Raw genomic sequence first — 21,752 nt, 5'->3', positions numbered from 1 at the left:
TGCGCGGTGGCGGGCGCCGCTCTTCCTGGGGAAAGGCTCTGTCATATCAGCCACCCCCGTTCGCCAGGGGGCCGTTCGGGTGCACGGGCGGTGCGCGCGCGCCGGGTGGGGTGGCACGCTGGTGGACCATACGAACGGGACGCGAGCCCGACGGGGGCGGGCCGGACCGGCGGCAGGGACGGGGTGCCGTGAGCGGGCGGGATCGGACGACGGCAGGTGGCTGGATGATGGACGCGAGCAGCGCGGCGCGGGAGCGGTCGACGGGCGGCGGGGGTGGGGAGCGCGATCCCGGCCTGGAGCGCCTGCGCCTGGACGAGCTGCGCGTCCTGCGCCGCGAGACCCTGGAGCAGGAGGCCGACCTGTCGTACCTGCGGCGCCTGCTGCACGGCCGGATGGACATCCTGCACGCCGAACTCGACCGCCGCGACCCCGGCGGCCTCTCCGGCGGCCTCCCCGGCGCGGGCCCGGCCCCGAGGACGGAGGCGGCGGGCCGGGAGGCGGGCGGCGGCCAGGCGGGCGGGGAACTGCTGGACCGGCTGCCGGCGATCCTCACCGACGCCCCCTCCACCGTGCGCCGCTCGGCCCGGCACGTCACCCTCGGCCCGCCGCGCACCCTGGACGCCCGGCTGGAGGCGGACGAGCTGATGGGCGACGTCCAGCTCGCCGACCTCGCCGCGCACCCGGCCGAGGACCTGCTGGCCGCGCTGGAGCGGCTGCGGACGCACGAGCGCGAGGTGTCCGGCCGTCGCCAGCTGCTGCTGCGCACGGCGGACGGTTGCAACGCCGAGATCACCCGCAGGTACCGTGATGGGGAAGCACGGGTCGACGACCTGCTCGCGGGCGGCCCGCTCTGACCGGGCGAGGCCCCGCAGGCGGACGGGCCCGGGCTCGCCCCCGGCTCACCCTCGCCCCGGAAGGCTCTCGCCATGCCCCAGCACGCCACCCCGCCCGTCCTCGCCGAGGTCGTCCGTTCGGGCTTCACCGAGGGCCGTCACCACGGCTCGCTGGTGCTGCTCGCTGCGGACGGCTCGGTCGAGTTCGCGCTCGGTGACCCGGACGCCCCGGTGTTCCCCCGCTCCACCGCCAAGCCCTTCCAGGCGGTGGCGACCCTGCGGGCCGGGCTGGCGATCGGCGGCGAGCTGCTGGCGCTGGCGGCCTCCAGCCACTCCGCGGAATCGTTTCACCTCGACGGCGTCCGGGCGATACTCGGCTCCGCAGGGCTCGACGAGAGCGCCCTGCGGACCCCCGCCGACCTCCCGCTGGACGAGACCGAGGCCGAGCTGCTGCTGGCCTCCGGCGGCCGCCGCGCCCCGATCTTCATGGACTGCTCCGGCAAGCACGCCGGCTGGCTGGCCGCCTGCGTCGCCAACGGCTGGGACACCGAGGACTACCTCGACCCGGCCCACCCCATCCAGCGGCTGGCCCAGGACGCCCTGGCGGAGGGCACCGGCGAGACCCCGGCCCACCTGGGCGTGGACGGCTGCGGCGCGCCCCTGCTCGCCGTCTCGCTGGCCGGCCTGGCGCGCGGCTACCGGGCCCTGGTGCTGGCCGCCGAGGGCACCGAGCAGCGCCGGGTGGCGGACGCGATGCGCGCCCACCCCGAGTACGTGGCCGGCACCCGCCGCGCCGACACCTGGCTGATGCGGGCCGTGCCGGGCGCGCTGTCCAAGATGGGCGCCGAGGCCGTCCAGGTGGTGGCGCTGCCCGACGGCCGGGCGCTCGCCTTCAAGATCGAGGACGGCGGCGAGCGGGCCCGCGGCCCCGTCCTGGCGGCGGCGCTGCGCCGGCTCGGGGTGAGCGGCGCGGACGAGACCCTGGAGCGCATCGGCGAGGCCGTGCTGCTGGGCGGCGGGGTGCCGGTCGGGCAGGTGCGGGCGGCGTTCTGACCGGGGCGTGTCCTTCGGCTCACGCCGGGCGCTCGGCGCCCGCCGGGGTGCGGGCGGGCGGACGGCGGTGCACGGTGGAGGACCGGGGGCCGTCGCACAGCTGAGGAGTCCGCCATGTCCGACCATGTGTACCGGGTGACCGAGATCGTCGGGTCCTCGACCGAGAGCGTCGACGCCGCGATCCGCAACGGGGTGGAACGGGCCTCCCGGACGCTGCGCAACCTCGACTGGTTCGAGGTCTCGCAGGTCCGGGGCCACCTGGAGGACGGCCGGGTCAAGCACTACCAGGTGTGCATCAAGGTCGGCTTCCGCCTGGAGGACTGAGCGGGCTCCCGCCCCACCGGCTTGCCGACGGCCTGTCGGCAAACGTGCCCCGGGAACGCCAGAGGCCGGGGACCGCGGACGAATCCGTGGAACCCCGGCCTCAGGGACCCGTCCCGACCGAGGAGATCGGAACGACGGCTCAGTGGCCGCCCTGGTCCGCCAGACGCTTGATCGAAGCGGTGACCTCGGCCTCGGCCTCGGCGCGGCCGACCCAGTTGGCGCCCTCGACCGACTTGCCCGGCTCCAGGTCCTTGTAGACCTCGAAGAAGTGCTGGATCTCCAGGCGGTCGAACTCCGACACGTGGTGGATGTCGCGCAGGTGCTCCCAGCGCGGGTCCGTCGCCGGGACGCAGAGCAGCTTGTCGTCGCCGCCCGCCTCGTCCGTCATCTTGAACATGCCGATGGCGCGGCACTTGATCAGGCAACCGGGGAAGGTCGGCTCGTCCAGGATGACCAGGGCGTCCAGCGGGTCACCGTCGTCCGCCAGGGTGCCCTCGACGTAGCCGTAGTCGGCCGGGTAGCGGGTCGAGGTGAAGAGCATCCGGTCGAGCCGCAGGCGGCCGCTCTCGTGGTCGACCTCGTACTTGTTACGAGAGCCCTTCGGGATTTCGATAAGGACGTCGAACTCCAACGGTTCCTCCAAGGTAGGTACTGACAGAATCCCAGTGTCTCCTACGGGAGTGGATGCTCGGGAAAGGGGCCGGTCGGTGGGAGTACGGGTGGGGGCGGCGCGCCGTCGCAGGGGGACGGCCGCCGGACTGTTCGGAGCGGCGGTGCTCGTCGCCGGGACGGTCCTGGGCGCGGGCGGTGCGTACGCGCAGCCCTCGCCGACGCCCGGCGGCCACAGCACCCCGAACGGCGGCAACGACGACCGCGACAACCAGGACGAGGGCCACGACGGGTCCACCGGTCGGGACGGCAAGAAGGGCGACCACGGCAAGGACAAGGGCAAGAGCCCGACCCACCGGGCCGAGCAGCCCGGCACCGGCGGGAGCGATGCCGCGGGCGCGCGCCCGGCGCCCGCCGCGGGCGCCGTCCTCGCCACCGCCGAGACCGGCCCCGAGGTCCCCGTCCCCACCACGCAGGGCCTCCAGCAGGCCCTCGCCCCCCTGCTCGCCGACAAGAACCTCGGCACCGTCAGCATCGCGGTCGCGGACGCCTCCGGCGGTCAACTCCTGTACGGGACGGGCGAGAACACCGCGTCCACCCCCGCCTCCACCACCAAGATCGCCACCTCGATCGCGGCCCTGTCCCTCGTCCCCGGCGACACCCGGCTGACCACCCGGGTGGTCAAGGGCGCCACGCCCGCGAGCATCACCCTCGTCGGCGGCGGGGACCCGACGCTCACCGCGCTGCCCGCCGACCAGGTGCAGATCGGCGGCCGGCCCACCGACGCGGACACCGCCCCCGCCTCCCTCGACGACCTGGCCCGGCAGACCGCCGCCGCGCTCAAGGCCGCCGGCACCACCACCGTCACGCTCGACTACGACCTCTCGCTGTACACCGGCAACCCGCTGCACAAGTTCCACGACGACGACACCAACATCGCCCCGGTCGTCCCGCTGATGGTGGACGAGGGCCGGGTGGACCCGAAGAGCCGCGAGGACGCGCCCAAGCGGGTCGCCGACCCGGCCGCCTCCGCCGCCGAGGCGTTCGCCGGGCTGCTCAAGGCCCAGGGCGTCACCGTCGAGGGCCGGGCCAAGCCCGCCGCCGCCCCGGCCGCCGCCGACGCGCCCGTCCTCGGCCGGGTCGACTCGCCGACCATCGCCCGCCTGGTCGAACGGGCGCTCACCACCTCCGACAACCAGCTCGCCGAGGCGATCGCCCGCCAGGCCGCGATCGCCGGCCACCAGCCGGCCGGCTTCGAGGGCGCGGCCACCGCGGTGACCCAGGAGCTGACCAAGCTCGGCGTGCCGATGGGCGGCACCACCCTCAACGACGGCAGCGGGCTGAACCCCGGCAACGCCATCGCGCCCGTCGTGCTCACCCGGCTCCTGGCCCTGGCCGCCTCCGACCAGCACCCCGCGCTGCGCCCGGTCCTCGCGGGCCTGCCCGTCGCGGGCTTCACCGGCACCCTCGCCAAGCGCTACGGCCCGAACTCCGGCGCCGCCGAGGCGGCCGGCCTGATCCGCGCCAAGACCGGCAGCCTCAACAACGTCAACACCCTCGCCGGCACCGTGGTCGACGCGGACGGCCGCCTCCTCGCCTTCGCCGTCATGACCCGCACCACCGCCCCCGCCGACACCGCCCGCGCCGCCCTCGACCGCATAGCCGCCCGTCTCGCCACCTGCGGCTGCCACTGACCCGCCCCGCCTCCTGGCCGCCTCCTGGTCGCCTCCGTCCCGCCTCCGCGGGTGCTCCCGATGTGCGCCGGAGGCGGCTCCGGAGGGCGGGAAGACGATCGTGGCGGGTGGCTGCCGCCGATGGTGGCGAGCACGTACGGTGAGGGCATGACGAGCGCGAGCGGCGGGGCTGACATGGTCGACTGGAATCTCGCGGTCGCAACCGCGACCAGGTTGGTGCGGCCGGGGCCGGAGGTCAGCCGGGCGGAGGCTGCGGCCGTCGTCGCCGAGCTGCGCCGGCACGCCCTGGAGGCCGAGGAGCACGTCCGCGCGTTCACCGGGATGCGGTCGAGCAGCCTGGCGGCCGCCGCCGCGACGCCGGTCCTGGTGGTGGACCGCCCCGGGTGGGTGCGGGCCAACGTGGCCGGCTTCCGGACGGTCGTGCAGCCGCTGGTGGAGAAGCTGCGGGCGCGCCGGGCGGCCGGCGGCGCGGCGGCGGGGGTGTTCGGCTCGGTGGGCGAGAAGGCCACCGGGATCGAGGTCGGGGCGCTGCTGGCGTTCCTGTCGACGAAGGTGCTGGGCCAGTACGAGACCTTCGCCCCGGCGGAGCCCTCCCTGGAGGCGCCGGACAGCCCGGCGGCGCTGTTCGACAAGCCCCGGCTGGGCCCGGACGGCCCCGGGCCGGGCCGGCTGCTGCTGGTGGCGCCGAACATCGTGCACGTGGAGCGGGAGCTGGACGTCGACCCGGCCGACTTCCGGCTCTGGGTCTGCCTGCACGAGGAGACGCACCGCACGCAGTTCACGGCGGTGCCCTGGCTGCGGGACCACATCCAGTCCGAGGTGCAGTCCTTCCTCGCCGAGACGGACGTGGACCCGGGCGCGCTGCTGGAGCGGCTGCGCGACGCGGCGGGCTCGCTGGGCGGCGGGCTGCCGGGCGGTACGGGCGGCCGGGAGCGCGAGAGCGCCGGGTCGTCCAACCTGCTGGAGATCGTCCAGTCGCCCGCGCAGCGGGAGATCCTGGGCCGGCTGACGGCGGTGATGTCGCTGCTGGAGGGCCACGCGGACGTGGTGATGGACGGCGTGGGCCCGGCCGTGGTGCCGACCGTCGCGGAGATCCGGGAGAAGTTCCAGCAGCGCCGGGACCGTGGCGCGAACCGGCTGGACCTGATGCTGCGCCGGCTGCTGGGCATGGACGCGAAGCTGCGCCAGTACCAGGACGGGGCGGTGTTCGTGCGCGGGGTGGTCGAGCGGGTCGGGATGGAGGGGTTCAACCGGGTGTGGACCTCCCCGAACACGCTGCCGACCAAGGAGGAGATCCACGACCCGGCCGCCTGGGTCGCCCGCGTCGCCCGCTGAGACCGCGAGCCGCGAGCCGCGAGCCGCGAGCCGAGGGCTGAGGGCCGATGGCTGAGGGGCGCGCGGCGCCCGCACCTGTAAAGCGCCGCGCGGCGGTCAAACCCGCTCGTACGAGTGGTCCAATCCGGCAGGCCAAGGGTGAAGATACGTTTCTCCATTCACCCGAACGTGGGACGGTGGTCGTACTGGTGGCGAGGGTGGCGTAGCGGGCACCTCCTTTCTGCCACCATCTGTGAGCGCCCGGTAACGCGGCGCTCACAGGCTGCACGGCTCCCCGCCGCGTCCGCCGCCGTCCTGTCCCCGACCTCCGCCGAGGAGTCGTCCGCCGTGGGCCCTCACCCCGCAGTCGCCGCGATACGCCTGGCCGTCCGCCGTACGCTCACCGAGCTGGCCGCCGAAGCCGGCTCCACCTTCACGCCGCCCGCCCGCGCCCCGCGCGAGCGCCAGGCAGGCTCCCCGCTGGTGGGCGCCGCCGTCGGCACCACGCTGATCGGCAACGCCGCCCGCCACCCCTCGGGCCTTCCCCGTACCCCGGCCGCCCCCGGGTCGCCGCTGGTGCTCGTCGCCGTGAGCGGCGGCGCCGACTCCATGGCGCTGGCCATCGCCGCCGCCTTCGAGGCCCCCAAGATCGGCCTGCGGGTCGGCGCCGTCACCGTCGACCACGGTCTCCAGGACGGCTCCGGCGAGCGGGCCGCCCAGGTCGCCGAGCGGCTGCGCTCGCTGGGGCTGGACCCGGTCGAGGCCGTCCGGGTGCGCGTCGGCCGCGACGGCGGCCCCGAGGCCGCCGCCCGGGACGCCCGCTACGCCGCGCTCGACGAGGCCGCCGAACGCCACCGCGCCGTGGCGGTGCTGCTCGGCCACACCCGCGACGACCAGGCCGAGACCGTCCTGCTGGGCCTGGCCCGAGGCTCGGGCGCCCGCTCGCTGGCCGGGATGCCGGCCCAGAAGGGCCGCTACCGCCGCCCGCTGCTGGAGCTCGACCGCGCCGCCACCCGGCAGGCGTGCTCGGCGCAGTCGATCCCCGTCTGGGACGACCCGCACAACTGTGATCCCGCCTACACCCGCTCCCGCGTGCGCCACGAGGTCCTGCCGGTGCTGGAGAAGCACCTGGGCGGCGGAGTGGTGGAGGCGCTGGCCCGCACCGCCCGGCTGTTCCGCGACGACGCCGACGCCCTCGACCAGTGGGCCTCCCTGGCCGAACGCGACCTCCGTACGGGCGAAGGCGCCCTGGACGCCGTGAAACTGGCCGAGCTGCCCTCCGCCGTGCGCCGCCGGGTGCTGCGCCGGGCCGCGCTGCGGGCGGGCTGTCCGGCCGGGGATCTGTTCGCGCGGCACCTGGAGACGATCGATCTGCTGGTCACCGGGTGGCGAGGCCAGGGGCCGCTGCACCTACCCGGGGGCGTCGAGGCCACCCGCAGGTGTGGCACGCTGGTCTTTCGGCGACAGGGCGACTGACGGGCAGGCATGCCCGGGGCGGCCGGCCGCCGGCCACACAGACCCCGAACGTTTGAGGACGTATCCCCGGTGGACCAGAACGACATGGGCGCTGACCTCGCGAAGGTGCTCATCAGCAAGGACGAGATCGACGCCAAGCTCCTCGAGCTGGCCGAGCGCATCGACCGGGACTACGCAGGCAAGGACCTGCTGATCGTCGGCGTCCTCAAGGGGGCTGTGATGGTCATGGCCGACCTGGCCCGGGCCCTGCACTCGCAGGTCACCATGGACTGGATGGCCGTCTCCTCCTACGGCATGGGCACCAAGTCCTCGGGCGTGGTGCGTATCCTCAAGGACCTCGACACCGACATCGCCGGCCGTGACGTCCTGATCGTCGAGGACATCATCGACTCCGGCCTGACGCTGTCCTGGCTCCTGGGCAACCTGGGCTCCCGCGGCCCGGCCTCGCTGGAGGTCTGCGCCCTGCTGCGCAAGCCCGACGCGGCCAAGGTCGAGATCGACGTGAAGTACGTCGGTTTCGACATTCCCAACGAGTTCGTGGTGGGCTACGGCCTGGACTACGCGGAGAAGCTGCGTAACCTCCCCTTCATCGGCACCCTCGCCCCGCACGTCTACGGCGGCTGAGGACCCCGTTCGGGCGATGGGCGGGAACAGGAACCCGTTCCCGCCCGTTGGACCGGGGGGACAAAGAACGACAACCGTGTCGCCGTGCTCCCGCCATGGGCGGGTCCGACTGCGGTACGGTCCCATAAACCGCTCTTCACATGAGCAATGACCGTATGCGCCGGGGTCGGCACACAGCCCCCCGGAGCCGTTGAGTGGCAGGAGGGACGGGGCGGCAACGCCCCGCATGGATGGACGTTAAGCGATACTTCCGTGCGCCGATCATGTGGATCGTGCTGGCCGTCCTCGCCGTCATCGTCTTGATGCAGGTCGTTTCGGATTCGAACGGCTACAAGACGGTGGACACCGGTCAGGTGGTCGCAGCGATCGACAACAAGGACGTCAAGTCGGCGCAGATCACCACAGGTGACTCGAACACGATCAAGATCCAGCTGAAGGACGGCGCCAAGCTGTCGCCCGCCGGTACCGGCAAGGTCCCGTCGGGCAGCAAGTTCCAAGCCTCGTACATCGGGGACCAGGGCGTGGCGCTCGCCGAGAAGCTGCAGAACCAGGTCAACGCCAAGGACTCGAACACGCTCACCGAGGGCTACACCGTCAGCCCCGAGAAGCAGAGCACCCTCGTCAGCCTCATGCTGTCGATGCTGCCGATCGTGATCATCGTCCTGGTCTTCCTGTTCCTGATGAACCAGATGCAGGGCGGCGGCTCCCGGGTCATGCAGTTCGGCAAGTCCAAGGCCAAGCTGCTCACCAAGGACACCCCCAAGACCACCTTCTCGGACGTCGCGGGCGCGGACGAGGCGGTGGAGGAGCTCCACGAGATCAAGGAGTTCCTGCAGGAGCCGGCCAAGTTCCAGGCCGTCGGCGCCAAGATCCCCAAGGGCGTGCTGCTGTACGGCCCGCCCGGTACCGGCAAGACCCTCCTCGCGCGCGCCGTCGCCGGGGAGGCCGGGGTGCCGTTCTACTCGATCTCCGGCTCGGACTTCGTGGAGATGTTCGTCGGTGTCGGCGCCAGCCGCGTCCGCGACCTCTTCGAGCAGGCCAAGGCGAACGCCCCGGCGATCGTCTTCGTCGACGAGATCGACGCCGTCGGCCGGCACCGCGGTGCGGGCCTGGGCGGTGGCCACGACGAGCGCGAGCAGACCCTCAACCAGCTGCTGGTCGAGATGGACGGCTTCGACGTCAAGGGCGGCGTGATCCTGATCGCCGCGACCAACCGCCCCGACATCCTGGACCCGGCGCTGCTGCGCCCGGGCCGCTTCGACCGCCAGATCGCGGTGGAGCGCCCCGACCTCCAGGGCCGTCTGGACATCCTCAAGGTGCACCAGAAGGGCAAGCCGATCGCGCCCGACGTCGACCTCTCGGCCGTCGCCAAGCGCACCCCCGGCTTCACCGGCGCCGACCTGTCGAACGTGCTGAACGAGGCGGCCCTGCTGACCGCCCGCTCGGACAAGAAGCTGATCGACAACGGCATCCTGGACGAGGCGATCGACCGCGTCGTGGCGGGTCCGCAGAAGCGCACGCGGATCATGTCCGACAAGGAGAAGAAGATCACCGCGTACCACGAGGGCGGTCACGCCCTGGTCGCGGCGGCCTGCCAGTACAGCGACCCGGTGCACAAGATCACGATCCTGTCCCGCGGCCGGGCCCTCGGCTACACCATGGTGCTGCCGGACGAGGACAAGTACTCCACCACCCGCAACGAGATGCTCGACCAGCTGGCCTACATGCTGGGCGGGCGCGCGGCGGAGGAGCTGGTCTTCCACGACCCGACCACCGGTGCCTCCAACGACATCGAGAAGGCCACCGCCACGGCGCGGGCCATGGTCACCCAGTACGGCATGACCGAGCGCCTCGGTGCGATCAAGTTCGGCAACGACAACTCGGAGCCGTTCCTGGGCCGCGAGATGGGCCACCAGCGCGACTACTCGGAAGAGGTCGCCGGGCTCGTCGACGAAGAGGTCAAGAAGCTCATCGAGAGCGCGCACAACGAAGCCTGGGAGATCCTGGTCGAGAACCGCGACGTGCTCGACAACCTCGTCCTGGAGCTCCTGGAGAAGGAGACCCTGAACAAGGAGCAGATCGCCGAGATCTTCGCGCCGATCGTCAAGCGCCCGCACCGTCCGGCCTGGACGGGCTCCTCGCGCCGGACGCCGTCGACCCGTCCGCCGGTGCAGTCGCCGAAGGAGCTGGCGCTGACCAACGGTGCCGCCGTGGGTGACACCGCCGCGGTGGACATCGTGAAGCTCCCGCCGCTCCAGACCCCGGAGGCCCCGACCGAGGGCTGATCACCTGGGCTGGTCCACCGCACGGAATGGATGCCGCGTCACCGGGGTTTGTACCCTGGAGGCGCGGCATCCGTGCTGTTCAGCCCAAGTCGTCCCACACGTAAGCGAGGCCCGCATGATCGACCCGGTGACGCTCGACGGTTCGTCTGCCGTCGGCACCTTCGACCAGAAGCGGGCCGAGAACGCCGTCCGCGAGCTGCTGCTCGCCGTCGGGGAGGACCCGGACCGGGAAGGTCTGCTGGAGACCCCGGCCCGGGTGGCGCGGGCGTACAAGGAGATATTCGCGGGCCTGTGGCAGGAGCCGGAGGACGTCCTGACGACGACCTTCGACCTCGGGCACGACGAGATGGTGCTCGTGAAGGACATCGAACTGACGTCCGTCTGCGAGCACCACCTGGTGCCGTTCCGCGGGGTGGCGCACGTCGGGTACATCCCGTCCGAGGCCGGAAAGATCACGGGCCTGTCCAAGCTCGCCCGGCTGGTCGACGTCTACGCCCGCCGCCCCCAGGTGCAGGAGCGGCTCACCAGCCAGGTGGCGGACGCGCTGATGCGGATCCTGGAGCCGCGCGGGGCGATCGTCGTCGTCGAGTGCGAGCACATGTGCATGTCGATGCGCGGCATCCGCAAGCCCGGCGCCAAGACCATCACCTCCTGCGTGCGCGGCCAGCTGCGCGACGCGGCCACCCGGGCCGAGGCGATGAGCCTCATCATCGGTCGATAGGGGCATTGGTCGACAGGGGCACGGTCGACAGGGGCATCGGCCGGTAGGACTGCTTCAGAGCACCTCGCGCTCCGCGTGCGGCGGGGCGGGGGTGCCCAGGGCGTTGCGGCGCTCGGGCATCCGCAGGGTGACCATCCGCCGCCAGCCGTAGGCCCGGTCGTACAGGTAGAGCGCGTGCACCCCGAGGGTGACCACGGCGACCTGCCAGCGCGGCCAGCGCAGGATCTTCGCGAGCCGGGACGTCACCGCCAGGCCGACGTCCCGATGGGTGCGGATCTCGCCGCGGGCGCAGGTCTCCAGGGTGTGGCGGATGTACGGGCCGTGGCCGGCCGCCCGCAGCCGCAGCAGCTCCTCGTGGCAGTACGCGAGGTGGTTGTCCTCGTCGGCGGAGATCATCCGCATCGCCCGGTCGAGGTCCGGGTTGTCGGCGTACGCCTTGACCAGCTGGCGCATCTGCTCGGCGGCGCGCTGCTCGGTGACCCGGCTGTGCGCCAGGTAGACGATGATCTCGCGGTCCGTCAGCGGGACGTCGCTGTTGAGCCGCTCGTGAGCCAGGCCGACGCCCTGGCGCTCCAGCAGCATGCAGTAGTCGGCGTCGTCCGGGACGGGCACCTTGGGCAGGCCGCGCTTGTTCAGCAGCTGGGAGAAGATCCGGCCGTGCTTGCGTTCGTCCGCGCCGTGCCGGGCGACCTTCGGCGCGAGGACCTCGTCCCGGGTGAGGGCGGTGATCCGCTCGTTCTCCCAGCCGCCCTGGTCCTCGCCGCCGGCCGCGATGCTGCAGAACAGCTGGTACGCCTGGTCGTTCCGGTAGATCTCGTCGAACAGCGATCTGGTGCTCAGCACGGCGCCTCCTGCGCGGACGGGCGGCGCCCGCGCCGGTCGGGCGGGCGACCGCGATTCGTACCCCCGGGCCGCCGGGCGCCCCTACCGACCGGCGGGTAGTCACTCGCACGCGTCAGCCGAGGTGCGTGCCCACCCATTCGAGGGAGGCCGGCAGCTCCCGGACCCAGCTGTCGAAGTTGTGGCCGCCGTCGTCCAGGTACAGCGACTCCACGCCGAACTGCGGATTGGCCGCGGCCACCTGCTGGGCCTGCTCGACGAAGCGGACGGTCTGCGGGTAGTCCGCCTCCTTGCGGGTGGAGACCACCAGCATCGACAGCGGCGGGGCGGGGAGGTTCTGCAGCCGCCAGGACAGGTCACTCTGCTGGGCCAGGGCCTTGTCGCCGTTGAAGAGGCTGCCGCCGGTGAACTGGTCCTCGTGCACGACGAAGTCCCCGTGCAGGCCCACCGCGCTGCCGTAGACGCCCGGGAAGCGCATCGCCAGGCGCATCGCGCAGCTGCCGCCGGTGGAGTAGCCGAGGACGGCCCAGGAGCCGGCGGTGCGGCCGGTGCGGTAGGTGGTGCGCAGCGCCTCGGGGACGTCCTTGACGAACCAGGTCTCGGCGCGCGGGCCGCCGGGGACGTCCACGCACTCGGTGTTGCGCGGCGGGGCGACGGTCGGCCGGGCCAGCACCACGATGGTGGGCGGCATCTTGCCGGCCTTCTGGAGCTCCGCGGCCGTCCTGACGACCGGCAGCTCCTTCATCAGATTGAGCGGCGTGCCGGGGAAGCCGGCGATGGTCATCAGGACGGGGAAGCGGACCAGGGCGAACTTCGGGTCGAAGTACTCGGGCGGCAGGTAGACGAACATCTGGTCGGACATTCCCGTGTCCTTGCCGGTGACCCGGACGGACTCGACCTTGCCGGCCTCCTCGGGCGGGCCCTTGGGCAGGTCGGTCACGGTCTCCAGGCCGCCCTCGTTGGTCGGCTGGATCGGGGCGTCGGAGACCGGGGTGCCGCCCTTGTGGTTCTCGCTGCTGGTCAGCGCGAGCTTGGCGCCGCCGGGGTCGAGCAGGTCGTCCCAGGAGGTGTAGAACCCGAAGGAGTTGTTCACCGACAGCGCCAGCACCGCCAGGACCGCGGCTTGAGTGACCGTCAGCAGGCCGATCCGGCCGAGCACCGGCAGCGGGCGCTGTCGTGCGAGGCGCGGCCAGAGCCACAGGGTCGTGACGAGAGCCGCGGCGCCGAGCGCGAGCAGCGAGTTCACCAGCAGGTCGCTGGTCAGTTCCATGCCGTCGGCCTTCCGGTGGGACACTGTCGATGCGGGATTCATCGTCTGGCGGCCCGTCAGACCTGGCCACCGCAGCTAGGCTGTCCGGATGCCCGGGTGGGCCGGGAGGGTAGGGGGGCGGTGCCGGCAACCGGCGCCCTAGAATGCGGCGTCCACCGTACGTAACCCGCCCCGGGGGGCCTCGCCGCGCCACGCGGCCGCGGGCCCCCGCTCCCACCGCCGGCTCAACCCGCAGCGCCGCCACCGCCCCGGTTTACCGACCGTTTCCGGGTCCTTGGCATGCGCATTGCCTGATGAAGGAATAGGCATGAAGGTCCATCACGCGTCGCCCACCGGGGTGAGCGGACGCCGTCCCGCAGCCTCTACGCTGAGCACCCATGAGCGTTCCCGTGTCCGTTGAGCCGAGCCCCGAGCAGCCGCCGCCGCCCCGTCGCCGCGGCCTGCAGACGCTGCGCAACCAGGCGGCTGCCGTCCCGAGGTCCTGGCTCCCCGGCGCGGTCGGCTACGCCTGCCTGCTGATCGGGCTGGTGGACATCGCCAGCGCGGTGTTCCCCAAGCTGCGGCACACCAAGATGCACACCTTCGCCGGGCAGCTGCCGGGCGGCACCACCAGCCTGGCCGCGGTCGGCACGCTGATGGTCGGCATCCTGCTGGTGCCGCTGGCGCACGCGCTGCGCCGGCGCAAGCGGCGGGCCTGGCGCGCCGTGTGCGTGCTGCTGCCGCTCAGCGCCGCGCTGCACATCGTGCGCTGGCACCAGGTCGGCCCGGCGGTCGTGTCGCTGATCGTCCTCGCGGTGATGCTGGTGCACCAGCGCGAGTTCTACGCCAAGGCCGACCCGCGCACCCGCTGGGGCGCGGTGATCAACCTCGTCGTGATGGGCGTCCTCAGTGCCCTGCTCGGCCTGGCGATCGTGTGGACCCGCACCAAGTACGAGGTCGGGCACCCGGGCTTCGTCCACCGGCTGGAGCACGTCGGGTACGGGCTGTTCGGGTTCGAAGGACCGGTCCGCTACAGCAACGAGCGGATGTCCGACCTGGTCGCCTACCTGCTCGGCGGGCTCGGCCTGCTGACCGCCTTCACCACCGCCTACCTGGCGCTGCGCCCGGGCAAGCCGAAGCCCGAGCTCACCGTCGAGGACGAGGAGAAGGTCCGCGAGCTGCTCAAGCGCCACGGCGCGCGCGACTCGCTCGGCTACTTCGCGCTGCGCCGCGACAAGAGCGTGCTGTTCTCGCCCACCGGCAAGGCCGCGATCTCCTACCGCGTCGTCTCCGGCGTGATGATGGCCTCCGGCGACCCGGTCGGCGACGTCGAGGCGTGGCCCGGCGCGATCAAGGTGTTCATGGCCGAGGCCCGCGAGCACGCCTGGGTGCCGGCCGTGATGGGCTGCAGCGAGGTCGGCGGCGAGGTCTGGACCCGCGAGGCGGGCCTGGACGCGCTGGAGCTGGGCGACGAGGCGATCGTCGACACCGCCACCTTCTCGCTCGCCGGGCGGGCCATGCGCAACGTGCGCCAGATGGTCAAGCGGATCGAGCGCAACGGCTACTCCTGCAAGGTGCGCCGGGTCGCCGACCTCGACCCGGAGGAGAAGTACCGCATCGCCGACGCCGCCGCCCGCTGGCGCGGCACCGACACCGAGCGCGGCTTCTCGATGGCGCTGGGCCGCTTCGGCGACCCGCTGGACGACGAGTGCGTGGTCGTCACCGCCCACAAGGCCCCCGAGGAGGGCGAGGAGGGCGACGACCTCAAGGCCGTGCTGCACTTCGTGCCCTGGGGGTCGGACGGCATCTCGCTGGAGCTGATGCGCCGCGACCGCGCCGCCGACCCGGGTCTGAACGAGCTGCTGATCGTCGCCGCGCTGCAGGAGGTGGGCGCCATGGGCATCCGCCGGGTGTCGCTCAACTTCGCGATGTTCCGCTCGGCGCTGGCCCGCGGCGAGCGCATCGGCGCGGGCCCGGTGCTGCGCGCCTGGCGCGGGCTGCTGGTGTTCCTGTCGCGGTGGTTCCAGATCGAGTCGCTCTACAAGTTCAACGCCAAGTTCCAGCCGGAGTGGGAGCCGCGCTTCCTGGTCTTCCCGAGCACCCGGGACCTGCCGCGGATCGGCTTCGCCGCGATGCAGGCGGAAGCCTTCATCACCCTCGGGATGCCGCGCTTCGGCCGCAAGCGCCAGCGCGAGGGCCTGATGCCCGTCCCGGCGGCCCGCGAGGTCACCGAGGCGGCCTGAGCGCCCGAGCCGTGAACGGGGCCCCCGCCGAGAATCCTCGGCGGGGGCCCCGTTCGATAATGAGGGCATGAACAACTCGCCCTCGTACACCCTGCCGGCCGGGCTGCCGCGGCTCGACCGCTGCGCCGTGATGGGCGTCGTCAACGTCACGCCCGACTCCTTCTCGGACGGCGGGCTCTGGCACGACCCCGCCAAGGCCATCGCGCACGGGCTCGCGCTGCGGGCGCGCGGCGCGGACCTGGTGGACGTCGGCGGGGAGTCGACCCGGCCCGGCTCGCAGCGGGTGCCCGAGGAGGAGGAGCTGCGCCGGGTGCTGCCGGTGGTCCGCGAGCTGTCCGCCGCCGGCGTGCCGGTGTCCGTGGACACCATGCGCGCCTCCGTGGCCGAGCAGGCCGTCGAGGCCGGCGCGGTGGTCGTCAACGACGTCTCCGGCGGGCTCGCCGACCCGGCGATGGCCAGGGTGGTCGCCGAGACCGGCGCGCCCTTCGTGGTGATGCACTGGCGGGGGCAGTCCGCCGACATGTACGCCGGGGCCGTCTACGGGGACGTGGTGCGCGACGTCGTCGGCGAGCTGACCGCCCGGATGGACGCCTTGGTCGCGGTGGGCGTCAAGGAGGAGCAGCTGATCCTCGACCCGGGCCTCGGCTTCGCCAAGACCGCCGAGCACAACTGGGCGCTGCTCGGACGGCTCGACGAGCTCACCGCGCTGGGGCGCCCCGTCCTCGTCGCGGCTTCGCGCAAGCGGTTCCTGGGTACGCTGCTCGCCGACCCCGAAACCGGGGAGCTGCGCCCGGCGAGGGAACGGGACGACGCGACCGCCGCCGTCTCGGTGCTCTCGGCCCAGGCGGGCGCCTGGGCGGTACGGGTGCACGACGTGTCCGGCACGGCGGACGCCGTCCGCGTGGTCGCGGCCTGGCAGCGCGCGGCGCGGCTGGGGTGAGGGAGGGTCTGTGGCAGGTGACGGCAGGGTGAGCGGCGGGACGGCCGGGAAGGCCCGGGAGGCGGACGTCGAGGCGGTGCTCGCCGCGAACCGGGCGCTCTACGAGGCGCTGGAGCGCGGCGACGTGGAGGCCGTCGAGAACGTCTGGCTCGGCGCGGCCGACGCCGACGACAAGGGCGGCGTGGTGTGCGTGCACCCCGGCTGGCCCGTCCTGCGGGGCCGGGCGCAGGTGACGCGCTCGTACATGCTGATCATGATGAACACGGAGTACATCCAGTTCTTCCTGACGGATGTCGAGGCAGAGGTCCACGGTGATGTGGCCCTTGTCACGTGCACCGAGAACATCCTCTCCGGGGGTGAGTCCGAGGAGGAGGGAGAACTCGGGCCGCTCGTGGGCGGAAAGGTCGTGTCGACGAATCTCTTCCGTCGTACCCCGTCGGGGTGGAAGCTCTGGTCGCACCACGGTTCACCCGTCCTGACCAGCGGTGACGAGGACGACGAGGACTGATTCCGGGCCGTTTCCCGGAGTCGCGGGAAATCTCCTCGGCGTCGTCGCCGGGGAATTCCCGAGTGGTCACCGAACGTTCACGTCAATCGCCATTCCGGCGCGCGTGGCGACGGTTCGTGCCGGGTAGGACGGTCAGGCGTTGTCCGCGCCCGCGGGTAGATTCGAAACGGAGTGGCGGGCGGTGCCGCCCGCCTTCGCCCTGCCCGTTCACGTCGTTTTCCGGGCGGGGCCCGTCCGACTGGGAGCAGTGATTCGTTTGCTGGACCGCGTCACCCTGCGGGGCCTGCGCGCCCGGGGCCACCACGGCGTCTTCGAGCGCGAGCGCGTCGAGGGCCAGACCTTCGTGGTCGATCTGGTGCTCTACCTGGACACCCGCCCCGCCGCGTCCGGAGACGACCTCACCCGCACGGCGCACTACGGCATCGTGGCCGAGGAGGTCACCGCGATCATCGCCGGGGAGCCGGTCGACCTGATCGAGACCCTGGCGCAGCGCATCGCCGACCAGTGCCTCAAGCACGAGCCGGTCGAGGAGGTCGAGGTCACCGTGCACAAGCCGGACGCCCCGATCACCGTGCCGTTCGACGACGTGACCGTGACCATCCACCGGGGCCGCGCATGACCCCCACCGCGCACCCGGCACCCGAGGCAGAGGACTTTCCCCGATGAGCAGTGACCCGACCGCCGCGCCGAACACGTTCGACCTGGAGAGCCGGGTGGACTCCGCCGACACCACGCTGCACGGGCAGCGCTGCGCGGTGATCGCCCTGGGCAGCAACCTGGGCAACCGGCTGGACACCCTGCAGGGGGCCGTCGACGCGCTGGCCGACACGCCCGGGCTGGCGATCAAGGCCGTCTCCGCGGTCTACGAGACCGAGGCGGTCGGCGGGCCCGAGGAGCAGCCGAACTACTACAACGCGGTCGTGGTGCTGCGCACCTCGCTGCCGCCGAAGGACCTCCTGGAGCGCGGCAACGCGATCGAGGACGCCTTCGGGCGGGTGCGGGAGGTCCGCTGGGGCCCGCGCACCCTGGACGTCGACATCCTGGCCTACGAGGGCGAGCTGAGCGACGACCCGGCGCTGCTGCTGCCGCACCCGCGCTCGCACGAGCGCGCGTTCGTGCTCGCGCCCTGGCTGGACGCCCAGCCGGAGGCCGAGGTGCCCGGCCACGGGCGGGTGGACGCGCTGCTGGCGGCGCTCGGCGGCCCGGACGCGCAGGGCGTCAAGCGGCGCGACGACATCCGGCTGACGCTGCCCGAGTAGGGCTGCGCGGGCCTGCGGGCCGGGTCGGCCCGGGAACTACTCCGGGGGGCCCGGCCGTACGAGTAGATGTCCGCCCGGCCGGGCCCGGTACGGTGGCCTGGCGCCTCCGCGCCGGGCCGACCGGGGCGGTGGGCGGCTCCGTCACCCCGGGAAGGACCTGCACCGAGTGAAGCTGCTTCGCCTCCGTCTGCTGATCGGCATCACCGCCGCCACGACGGCGCTGTCCTGGGCCGGCTCCAAGCTGTGGGCCTCGCTGGACACGCTGCCCGCGGTGCCGACGGCGGCGCCGGTGGTGCTGGCGGCGGTGGCGGTGATCCTGCTGGCCACCGCGCTCTCGCTGCGCGCCCGCCTCAAGGCGGTGCGCGAGCGCCAGCCCGGGGCCAAGGGAGTGGACCCGCTGCTGGCGGCCCGTGCGGTGGTGCTGGGGCAGGCCAGCGCGCTGGTCTCGGCGGTGGTCACCGGCGTCTACGCGGGGGCCGGGATCTACCTGCTCGGCGAGCTGGACGTGTCGGCCCGCAAGGACCAGGCCGTCACGGCCGGGCTGGCGGTGCTGGCGGGCGCGGCGGTGATCGCGGCGGCCCTGTGGATCCAGCACGTGTGCAAGCTGCCCGAGAACCACGACGACCCGGGCGGGCCGGCGGCCTCGCACCGCTGAGACCCGCTGAGACCCGCTGAGACCCGCTGTCAAGGGTCGGAGAGGGCCGGAGAGGGTTGAAGGGGACCCTGGGCTGACACGGCCCCAATTCGCACGCTAGTTTCTTGGCATGTCTCGCGGACGCCACCGTCATTCCTCCGTCCTCGGCCGGATCTTTCCCCCCACGGCCGCCGGCGTGCTCCTCGTGGCCGCTCTGGCCGCGTTGCTCGCCAGTCAGGACACCGTCCTGGTGCGCTCGGTGGGCGTCGCGGCCGTGATCGCGACGCTCGGCTTCGCGCTGCTGTTGCGTCAGCGGGACCGGGCGGCCCGGGCGGCCGCCGAGACCGCCGCCGCGCAGCGGATGCGGGCCGAGGAGCGCTTCGAGGAGCAGCTGGCGGAGGCCGAGTACGCGGCGGAGGTCGCGGAGGAGCGGGCGACCAGGTTCGGGCGGCGGCTGACGGCGGAGAAGTCGCGGCTGGCGAAGGCCGAGACGGAGATCGCCCGGCTGCTGCGCGAGCGGGCCGTGATGGTGGCCGAGCAGGCCCTCAAGGAGGCCGAGGCGGCCCAGCGGGCGCTGGCGGCGAGCCGGCCCAAGAACCCGGCGAGCCCGGCGGCATACGTCCGCGCGGCCTCGGTGCTGCGGCAGCTGGAGCGGCGGGCGGCCCAGCAGGAGGCCGAGCGGGAAGCGGGGCGGGCGCGTACGGCGGGTGGTGAGGTCGCGCTGAGGGCGCGTACCGTCCCGGCCGCTCCGGCGGCCCCGGCGCCCGCTCCGGTGGCCGTGCCGGCCCCGGTGGCGCCCTCGGTGCCCACCCCCGCGCAGGCGCCGGTGGCGGAGGCTCCCGAGCGGGCGACCCCGGTGCCGCCCGCGCCGGTGCGCCCGGCGCTGACGGCGACGGTCGGTCAGCTCGGCGGCATGCCGAACGCGGCGGCGGTGACGCCCGCCCCGGTGGAGCGGCAGCGGCCGCGCCCGGGGCAGCCCGGGCAGGGGCGCGGGGCGGGATTCAGCTTCTTCGGGCGCACCCAGGGGGCGGCCGTGAGGGCTGCCGCGCCGACGCCGGCGGTGGGCAGCATCGCCGAGCTGGGCGAGCGGGTGGACCTGGCGGACGTGGTGGGGGACGAGGCGGTCGCGGCGAAGGCGAAGGCCGAGGCGGCGGGTTCGGAGCTTGCCCCGAACACGGCTCCGCAGGCGGCTTCTCAGGCGGTCTCGCAGGCGGTCTCGGCGGCCGGGGAGCAGCAGGCGGCGGGTGTGCCCGAGGTGGTGGACCTGACGCCGGAGGACGAGACCGAGCTGATCCAGCTCCCGGAGCTGCGCGCCTCGCGCTGAGCGTGATCGCCGAACGGCGCGGAAGGCCCCGGTGGCCTTCCGCGCCGTTCGGCGTTCTCCGCGGGCGTCAGATCTGGACGCCGAAGTCCTGGGCGATGCCGGCCAGCCCGGAGGCGTAGCCCTGGCCGACCGCGCGGAACTTCCACTCGGCGCCGTTGCGGTACAGCTCGCCGAAGATCATCGCGGTCTCGGTGGCGGCGTCCTCGGAGAGGTCGTAGCGGGCGATCTCGGCGCCGCCGGCGGCGTTGACCACGCGGATGTAGGCGTTGCGGACCTGGCCGAAGTTCTGACCGCGGGCGGTGCCGTCGTAGATGGTCACCGGGAAGGTGATCTTGACGGCCTCGGCGGGCAGGCCCGCGAGGTTGATGTTGATCGACTCGTCGTCGCCCGCGCCCTCACCGGTGCGGTTGTCGCCCGTGTGCACGACCGTGTTGTCCGGCGAGCTGGTGTTGTTGAAGAAGACGAAGTGCCCGTTGGTGAGCACCTTGCCGTCGGCGTTCAGGACGATCGCGCTGGCGTCGAGGTCGAATTCGGTGCCGGTGGTGGTGCGGACGTCCCAGCCCAGGCCGACGCTGACCGCGGACAGGCCGGGGGCCTCCTTGGTCAGCGAGACGTTGCCACCCTTGGTGAGGCTCACAGGCATGACGGTTGCAGTCCCTTCGATCGCTTTTCCCGGGACAACGCGGTTCTTCGGGGGCTTGGTTCCGTGACGGGCGGGAATTCTGAGTCAATTCCGCGCAAGGACGTCATTGCGAGGCAAAGCCGGGGCAATGGAGCGGTCAGATGCGCGGGAACCGGCCCTGGAGCGTCCAGATGTTCGGGTTGTCGGCCAGGTCGGGGTGCATGTCGAAGAGGTCGGCGAGGGTGTCCTGGAGGAAGTCGCGGGCCTCGCGCCGCAGTTCGCTGTGGCGGACGACGGCGGGCGGCTCGTCGGGCAGCCAGGTGGCGGTGATCTCGACCCAGTTGAAGCGGCGGGCGAAGCGCAGCAGCTCGGTGTTCTGGGTGAAGTCGAGGTCGGCGGTCTGCACCCGGGCGGCGCGCGAGCCGTCGGGGTCGCGGTCCAGCTCCTCGGCGATGTCGCACAGCGCCCAGGCGAAGTCCAGGACGGGCACCCAGGCCCAGCGGGTGGAGAGTTCGGCGCCCTCGGCGTCCAGGTACACGTCGCCGCAGAACAGGTCGTACCGCAGGGAGCGCACGGGGGCGGTGCGGTAGTCCGTCTGCGGGGGGTCGGGGAAGCGGTTGGAGAGGGAGTAGCCGAGCTCGATCACGTACGCCATTGTCGGGGGTCGGGGGCCGCCCGGGTAACCGGGCCCCGCCCGGGGGCGAGCGGGCGAGTCACGCAAAACCGGGTGACCGGATGGGGTGGGGGCGGGAGAATGGGCGCATGCCTGAGCCCATTCGCGTACGGGGGTCGGTGGTCGTCCCCGACGCCGAGCTCGTCTGGCGCTTCTCACGTTCCTCCGGCCCCGGTGGCCAGCACGTCAACACCTCCGACTCCAAGGCCGAGTTGCGCTACGACCTGGCCGCCTCGAAGGCGCTGCCCGAGGTGTGGCGCGAGCGTGCGCTGGAGCGGCTGGCCAACCGCCTGGTGGACGGCCGGGTGCTGGTGGTGACGGCCTCGGAGTTCCGTTCGCAGTGGCGCAACCGGGAGGCGGCCGCGGCGCGGCTGGCGGCGGTGCTGGGCGAGGCGTGCGCGCCGCCGCCGAAGAGCCGGCGGGCGACCAAGCCGAGCCGGGGGATGGTCGAGCGGCGGCTGTCCAACAAGCGGCAGCGCTCGGAGGTCAAGCAGGGGCGCAGGTCCCCGAAGGGCGAGTAGGGCGCG

General features: G+C 73.1%; 22 protein-coding genes. 17 read left to right on the top strand and 5 right to left on the bottom strand.

Annotated elements, in window-relative coordinates; genetic code table 11:
* Positions 1-224 precede the first annotated feature (224 nt).
* The 3 genes from IH61_RS0102310 to IH61_RS0102300 all read left to right on the top strand — a co-directional run bounded on the left by IH61_RS0102310 (position 225) and on the right by IH61_RS0102300 (position 2,210).
* The gene (locus IH61_RS0102310; RefSeq protein ID WP_063763114.1) at positions 225-854 is read left to right on the top strand and encodes a hypothetical protein; all 630 of its coding nucleotides are present in this window, start codon (positions 225-227) and stop codon (positions 852-854) included.
* A gap of 72 nt (positions 855-926) precedes the next feature.
* Positions 927-1,886 (top strand): asparaginase, encoded by a 960-nt coding sequence (locus IH61_RS0102305; RefSeq protein ID WP_031064051.1) that lies wholly within the window; start codon positions 927-929, stop codon positions 1,884-1,886.
* Positions 1,887-2,000: 114 nt separating this feature from the next.
* Entirely contained in the window at positions 2,001-2,210 is a 210-nt protein-coding gene (locus tag IH61_RS0102300; protein WP_031064049.1) for a dodecin, read from the top strand.
* A 139-nt stretch (positions 2,211-2,349) separates the two neighbouring features.
* Here IH61_RS0102300 and IH61_RS0102295 read toward each other — a convergent pair whose 3' ends face one another.
* On the bottom strand, positions 2,350-2,841 hold the full coding sequence (locus tag IH61_RS0102295; protein WP_031064047.1) for an inorganic diphosphatase: 492 nt from the start codon (positions 2,839-2,841) through the stop codon (positions 2,350-2,352).
* A gap of 76 nt (positions 2,842-2,917) precedes the next feature.
* Between IH61_RS0102295 and dacB the strand changes: the two genes are divergently transcribed.
* The 6 genes from dacB to folE all read left to right on the top strand — a co-directional run bounded on the left by dacB (position 2,918) and on the right by folE (position 10,933).
* Positions 2,918-4,513, top strand: coding sequence for a D-alanyl-D-alanine carboxypeptidase/D-alanyl-D-alanine-endopeptidase (gene dacB / locus IH61_RS0102290; RefSeq protein ID WP_158844545.1), 1,596 nt, complete (start codon positions 2,918-2,920; stop codon positions 4,511-4,513).
* A gap of 147 nt (positions 4,514-4,660) precedes the next feature.
* Positions 4,661-5,848 carry a zinc-dependent metalloprotease gene (locus IH61_RS0102285; RefSeq protein WP_031064039.1) on the top strand — a complete coding sequence of 396 codons (1,188 nt, stop codon included), beginning with the start codon at positions 4,661-4,663 and terminating at the stop codon, positions 5,846-5,848.
* 327 nt (positions 5,849-6,175) lie between these two features.
* A complete protein-coding gene (gene tilS / locus IH61_RS0102280; RefSeq protein WP_031064037.1) occupies positions 6,176-7,303 on the top strand; it encodes a tRNA lysidine(34) synthetase TilS in 1,128 nt (375 codons plus the stop codon).
* Positions 7,304-7,372: 69 nt separating this feature from the next.
* Positions 7,373-7,927 (top strand): hypoxanthine phosphoribosyltransferase, encoded by a 555-nt coding sequence (hpt, locus tag IH61_RS0102275; protein ID WP_031064035.1) that lies wholly within the window; start codon positions 7,373-7,375, stop codon positions 7,925-7,927.
* Positions 7,928-8,157: 230 nt separating this feature from the next.
* Positions 8,158-10,212 (top strand): ATP-dependent zinc metalloprotease FtsH, encoded by a 2,055-nt coding sequence (gene ftsH, locus IH61_RS0102270; protein WP_078910761.1) that lies wholly within the window; start codon positions 8,158-8,160, stop codon positions 10,210-10,212.
* A gap of 115 nt (positions 10,213-10,327) precedes the next feature.
* On the top strand, positions 10,328-10,933 hold the full coding sequence (gene folE, locus IH61_RS0102265) for a GTP cyclohydrolase I FolE (protein ID WP_031064031.1): 606 nt from the start codon (positions 10,328-10,330) through the stop codon (positions 10,931-10,933).
* A gap of 54 nt (positions 10,934-10,987) precedes the next feature.
* Here the strand turns inward: folE and IH61_RS0102260 are convergent, their stop codons facing one another.
* Together IH61_RS0102260 and IH61_RS0102255 are read right to left on the bottom strand one after the other, a co-directional pair.
* A complete protein-coding gene (locus tag IH61_RS0102260; protein ID WP_031064030.1) occupies positions 10,988-11,776 on the bottom strand; it encodes a ferritin-like domain-containing protein in 789 nt (262 codons plus the stop codon).
* A 112-nt stretch (positions 11,777-11,888) separates the two neighbouring features.
* Positions 11,889-13,043 (bottom strand): alpha/beta hydrolase, encoded by a 1,155-nt coding sequence (locus tag IH61_RS0102255; protein WP_037971415.1) that lies wholly within the window; start codon positions 13,041-13,043, stop codon positions 11,889-11,891.
* Between the two features lie 377 nt (positions 13,044-13,420).
* Between IH61_RS0102255 and IH61_RS0102250 the strand changes: the two genes are divergently transcribed.
* From IH61_RS0102250 to IH61_RS0102220, 7 genes are all read left to right on the top strand, one after another.
* A complete protein-coding gene (locus IH61_RS0102250) occupies positions 13,421-15,265 on the top strand; it encodes a phosphatidylglycerol lysyltransferase domain-containing protein (protein ID WP_078910760.1) in 1,845 nt (614 codons plus the stop codon).
* Between the two features lie 67 nt (positions 15,266-15,332).
* Complete coding sequence (gene folP / locus IH61_RS0102245) at positions 15,333-16,205, top strand: dihydropteroate synthase (RefSeq protein WP_031064025.1); 873 nt, start codon at positions 15,333-15,335, stop codon at positions 16,203-16,205.
* Positions 16,206-16,215: 10 nt separating this feature from the next.
* The gene (locus IH61_RS0102240; protein WP_234326987.1) at positions 16,216-16,713 is read left to right on the top strand and encodes a nuclear transport factor 2 family protein; all 498 of its coding nucleotides are present in this window, start codon (positions 16,216-16,218) and stop codon (positions 16,711-16,713) included.
* 259 nt (positions 16,714-16,972) lie between these two features.
* Positions 16,973-17,332, top strand: a complete 360-nt coding sequence (folB, locus tag IH61_RS0102235; RefSeq protein WP_031064020.1) for a dihydroneopterin aldolase — start codon at positions 16,973-16,975, stop codon at positions 17,330-17,332.
* Positions 17,333-17,375: 43 nt separating this feature from the next.
* Positions 17,376-17,972, top strand: a complete 597-nt coding sequence (gene folK / locus IH61_RS0102230; protein WP_031064018.1) for a 2-amino-4-hydroxy-6-hydroxymethyldihydropteridine diphosphokinase — start codon at positions 17,376-17,378, stop codon at positions 17,970-17,972.
* A gap of 166 nt (positions 17,973-18,138) precedes the next feature.
* Positions 18,139-18,627, top strand: a complete 489-nt coding sequence (locus IH61_RS0102225) for a DUF3180 domain-containing protein (RefSeq protein ID WP_031064016.1) — start codon at positions 18,139-18,141, stop codon at positions 18,625-18,627.
* Positions 18,628-18,736: 109 nt separating this feature from the next.
* Entirely contained in the window at positions 18,737-19,930 is a 1,194-nt protein-coding gene (locus IH61_RS0102220; RefSeq protein WP_158844542.1) for a hypothetical protein, read from the top strand.
* A 67-nt stretch (positions 19,931-19,997) separates the two neighbouring features.
* Here the strand turns inward: IH61_RS0102220 and IH61_RS0102215 are convergent, their stop codons facing one another.
* Together IH61_RS0102215 and IH61_RS0102210 are read right to left on the bottom strand one after the other, a co-directional pair.
* Positions 19,998-20,573 (bottom strand): TerD family protein, encoded by a 576-nt coding sequence (locus tag IH61_RS0102215; RefSeq protein WP_031064012.1) that lies wholly within the window; start codon positions 20,571-20,573, stop codon positions 19,998-20,000.
* A gap of 136 nt (positions 20,574-20,709) precedes the next feature.
* Positions 20,710-21,207, bottom strand: a complete 498-nt coding sequence (locus IH61_RS0102210) for a hypothetical protein (protein WP_107057013.1) — start codon at positions 21,205-21,207, stop codon at positions 20,710-20,712.
* A gap of 107 nt (positions 21,208-21,314) precedes the next feature.
* Here IH61_RS0102210 and arfB point away from each other — a divergent pair, with 107 nt between their 5' ends.
* Positions 21,315-21,746, top strand: coding sequence for an alternative ribosome rescue aminoacyl-tRNA hydrolase ArfB (arfB, locus tag IH61_RS0102205; RefSeq protein ID WP_031064006.1), 432 nt, complete (start codon positions 21,315-21,317; stop codon positions 21,744-21,746).
* The last annotated feature ends 6 nt before the right edge of the window (positions 21,747-21,752 follow it).

The organism is Streptomyces sp. NRRL WC-3742 (assembly GCF_000720635.1).
Lineage (GTDB): Bacteria > Actinomycetota > Actinomycetes > Streptomycetales > Streptomycetaceae > Kitasatospora.
This window is presented reverse-complemented; position numbering and strand designations above follow the sequence as displayed.